Origin of the sequence: Micromonospora sp. NPDC057141, from assembly GCF_042670805.1 — a bacterium.
Taxonomy (GTDB): domain Bacteria; phylum Actinomycetota; class Actinomycetes; order Mycobacteriales; family Micromonosporaceae; genus Micromonospora.
In genome coordinates, this window is record NZ_JBHUVA010000156.1 from 1 (window position 1) to 3,209 (window position 3,209).

Sequence of the window (3,209 nt, forward strand, 5' to 3'; positions counted from 1 at the left end):
GTGTTAGCCGTCACCGAAGGTGACGACGAGTTGGTTCTTGCCCGTCATTGGTCTTGAGGAGGTCTCTGGCGTGGCCCTGGTGGGGTTGCGGTTGTTCGTGCGCGTCATCACCGTGAGGACGTTGATGCAGGTGGCGGCCCTCCCGGTGTTCCTTGGCCAGGCGCTCGGGAGGGCCGCTTGAGGTGCGGAGGCACCCGGGTGATGACGGTAAACGACGGTCCGGCTGGGGTCGAACGGCAGCTCGTGGCGGGTGAGTTGCGCTGTCCGGGGTGCGGGGGCCGGTTGGCGGGGTGGGGATGGGCGCGGTCGCGTCTGATCCGGGTTGAGTCGGGTGGCGGCTGGTTGGTGCGGCCTCGGCGTACGTGCTGCACGGGGTGCGCGGCGACGCATGTGCTGTTGCCGGTCGGCGTGCTGGTGCGGCGGGCGGATGCTGTCGGTGTGGTCGGCCACGCGGTGCAGGCGAAGGCGGCCGGGTTGGGTGCCCGTCCGGTCGCGGTGCTGGTGGACCGGCCGTTGGGGACGGTGAGGGGCTGGCTGCGCCGGTTCGCTGGGCGGGCCGAGCAGGTCCGGGCGTGGTTTACCCGGCTGCTGGTCGTGGTGGCGGTCTATCCGCAGGTTCCCGACCCGACCGGTTCGCTGTTTGCCGACGCGGTGGCGGCGATCACCGCCGCGGGGCGGGCGGTGGCCGGCCGGTTCGTGCTGCGCGACGTGACGGCGTGGCAGGTGGCCGGCGCGGTGTCAGACGGGCGTCTGTTGTCCCCGGGCTGGCCACCGGAGTGGATCAACACGAGTTCGCCCTGGTCGGTGGCCATGTGAGGCGGCACCCTCAGCACTTGTCGATCTTCACGGCGAGTGTTGAGGAGGGTTGTTGTTGAGCACTGCGGATGATGAGGCTCGGGTGCGGGCCGACCGCGCCCGAAAGATCGCGTTGTGGCGGTATCAGCTGATCCGGGAGGCGGCTGATCCGGCGTATTCCACCCGCCAGCGCGGGCGGATGGTGCGCCAACTGGCCGAGCGGGAGCATCCGGGGCCGTTCGGGACGCCGGTGCGGGTGGCGCGGGCGACCCTGGACCGGTGGATCACGGCGTGGCGTCGCGGTGGGTTCGACGCTCTGGTGCCCAGCCCACGGCAGGCCACCCCGCGGACCCCGGCCGAGATCCTGGACATGGCCGCGGCGTTGAAGCGGGAGAACCCTGACCGGACCGCCGCGCAGGTGGCCCGGATCCTGCACAAGCACCTCGGGTGGGCGCCGTCGGAGTCGACGGTGCTGCGGCACTTGAACCGCCTGGAGTTGATGGGCCCGCCCGCTGCGGCGGTGACGGTGTTCGGCCGGTTCGAAGCCGACCGGCCAGGCGAGTTGTGGGTCGGCGACGCCCTGCACGGCCCGGTCGTCGGCGGGCGCAAGACCTACCTGTTCGCGTTCCTCGATGATCACAGCCGGCTGCTGGTCGGGCACCGGTTCGGATACGCCGAAGACACCGTCCGTCTGGCGGCCGCGCTGCGCCCGGCCCTGGCGTCGCGCGGTGTCCCGGAGTCGATCTACGTGGACAACGGCAGCGCGTTCGTCGACGCGTGGCTGCTGCGGGCGTGCGCCAGCCTCGGCGTCAAGCTCGTGCACTCCGCGCCGGGCCGCCCGCAGGGCCGCGGGAAGATCGAACGGTTCTTCCGGACGGTCCGTGACCAGTTCCTCGTCGAGCTGTCCACGCCGGACAGTGATCTACTGGTGCCGGATCTGGTCAGCCTCAACCGGTTGTTCACCGCCTGGACCGAGACCGAATACCACCGCACCGCACATTCGCAGACCGGGCAGACACCCCTTCACCGCTGGCAGGCCGGCGACCCGCCCCGGCTGCCCAGCCCGGCCGCGCTGCGCGAGGCGTTCCTCTGGGAAGCCGCCCGCACCGTCACCAAGACCGCCACCATCTCCCTGCACGGCAACACCTACCAGGTCGACGCCGGTCTGGTCGGCCGGCGGGTCGAGCTCGTATTCGACCCGTTCGACCTCACCACCATCGAGGTCCGGCTGGGCGGCAAGCCGATGGGCCTGGCCATCCCGCACCGCATCGGCCGTCACGCCCACCCCAAGGCCAAGCCCGAAACACCCGAGACACCACCACCGGCCTCAGGCATCGGCTACCTGAAACTCGTCGACGCCGCCCACACCGCCGACCTGGCCAACCGGGTCAACTACACCGCCCTGTCGGGCCACATCGACCCCGCACTCCCCGAAAAGGACACCCCATGATCGACCGTCTGCAAGCACACTACGGATTCACCCGCATGCCGTTCGGCCGCGACCTCGCCCCCGGCATGCTGCACCGGCACGGCTCCCACGCCGAAGCCGTCGCCCGCATCAGCTGGTGCGTCGAACAACGCGTCCTCGGCGTGATCACCGGCGAAGTCGGCGCCGGCAAGACCGTCGCCATCCGCGCCGCCCTCGCCGCACTCGACCAGGTCCGACACACCATCATCTACCTCGGCAACCCCACCATCGGCGCCCGCGGCATCCACCACGCCATCGTCACCACCCTCGGCGGGGTCCCACACCCACACATGGCCATCCTCATCCCACAAGCCGCCGAAGCACTCGCAGGCGAACACGCCGAACGCGGCCGCACCCCAGTCCTCGTCATCGACGAAGCGCACCTACTCACCCACGACCAACTCGAAGGCATCCGCATGCTCACCAACCACGACCTCGACCGCTGGTCACCATTCGCCTGCCTACTCGTCGGTCAACCCACCCTCCGGCGGCGGATCAAACTCGGCGTCCTGGCCGCCCTCGACCAACGCATCGGCCTGCGCTACACCATGCCCGGCATGACCAGCGAGGAAACCACCACCTACCTACGCCACCACCTACGCCTGGCCGGCCGAGACGACCCACTGTTCTCCGACGACGCCGCCACCGCGATCCACCAATCCAGCCGCGGCTACCCCCGCGCCGTCAACAACCTCGCCCTCCAAGCCCTCATCGCCGCCTTCGCCGATGGCAAAGCCATCGTCGACGAATCCTCCACCCGCGCCGCCATCAGCGAAGTCACCGCCGAATAGACGCACCACAATGAGGACCACGACGTCACCGTGACGACCAGAGCGTCACCACGACGACAAACGCCCCGCCGACAACCCGCCGGCGGGGCATCTTCATACCCCTACAGCCGCACCGCCGATGACGGCTACATCCTCATCAAGAATGCCGGGCAACA

Annotated in this window: 3 protein-coding genes; all 3 read left to right on the forward strand. The window is 69.8% G+C overall.

What is annotated here, in order from left to right; genetic code table 11:
• Nucleotides 1–390: 390 nt before the first annotated feature.
• From ACFT41_RS32100 to ACFT41_RS32110, 3 genes are read left to right on the forward strand one after another with little or no spacing between them, the layout of a single operon-like run.
• A complete protein-coding gene (locus tag ACFT41_RS32100; protein WP_377590442.1) occupies nucleotides 391–816 on the forward strand; it encodes a hypothetical protein in 426 nt (141 codons plus the stop codon).
• A gap of 55 nt (nucleotides 817–871) precedes the next feature.
• Entirely contained in the window at nucleotides 872–2,245 is a 1,374-nt protein-coding gene (locus ACFT41_RS32105) for a DDE-type integrase/transposase/recombinase (RefSeq protein ID WP_377590440.1), read from the forward strand.
• Nucleotides 2,242–3,054 (forward strand): ExeA family protein, encoded by an 813-nt coding sequence (locus tag ACFT41_RS32110; protein ID WP_377590439.1) that lies wholly within the window; start codon nucleotides 2,242–2,244, stop codon nucleotides 3,052–3,054. Before ACFT41_RS32105 ends, ACFT41_RS32110 begins: the two co-directional genes overlap by 4 nt.
• The last annotated feature ends 155 nt before the right edge of the window (nucleotides 3,055–3,209 follow it).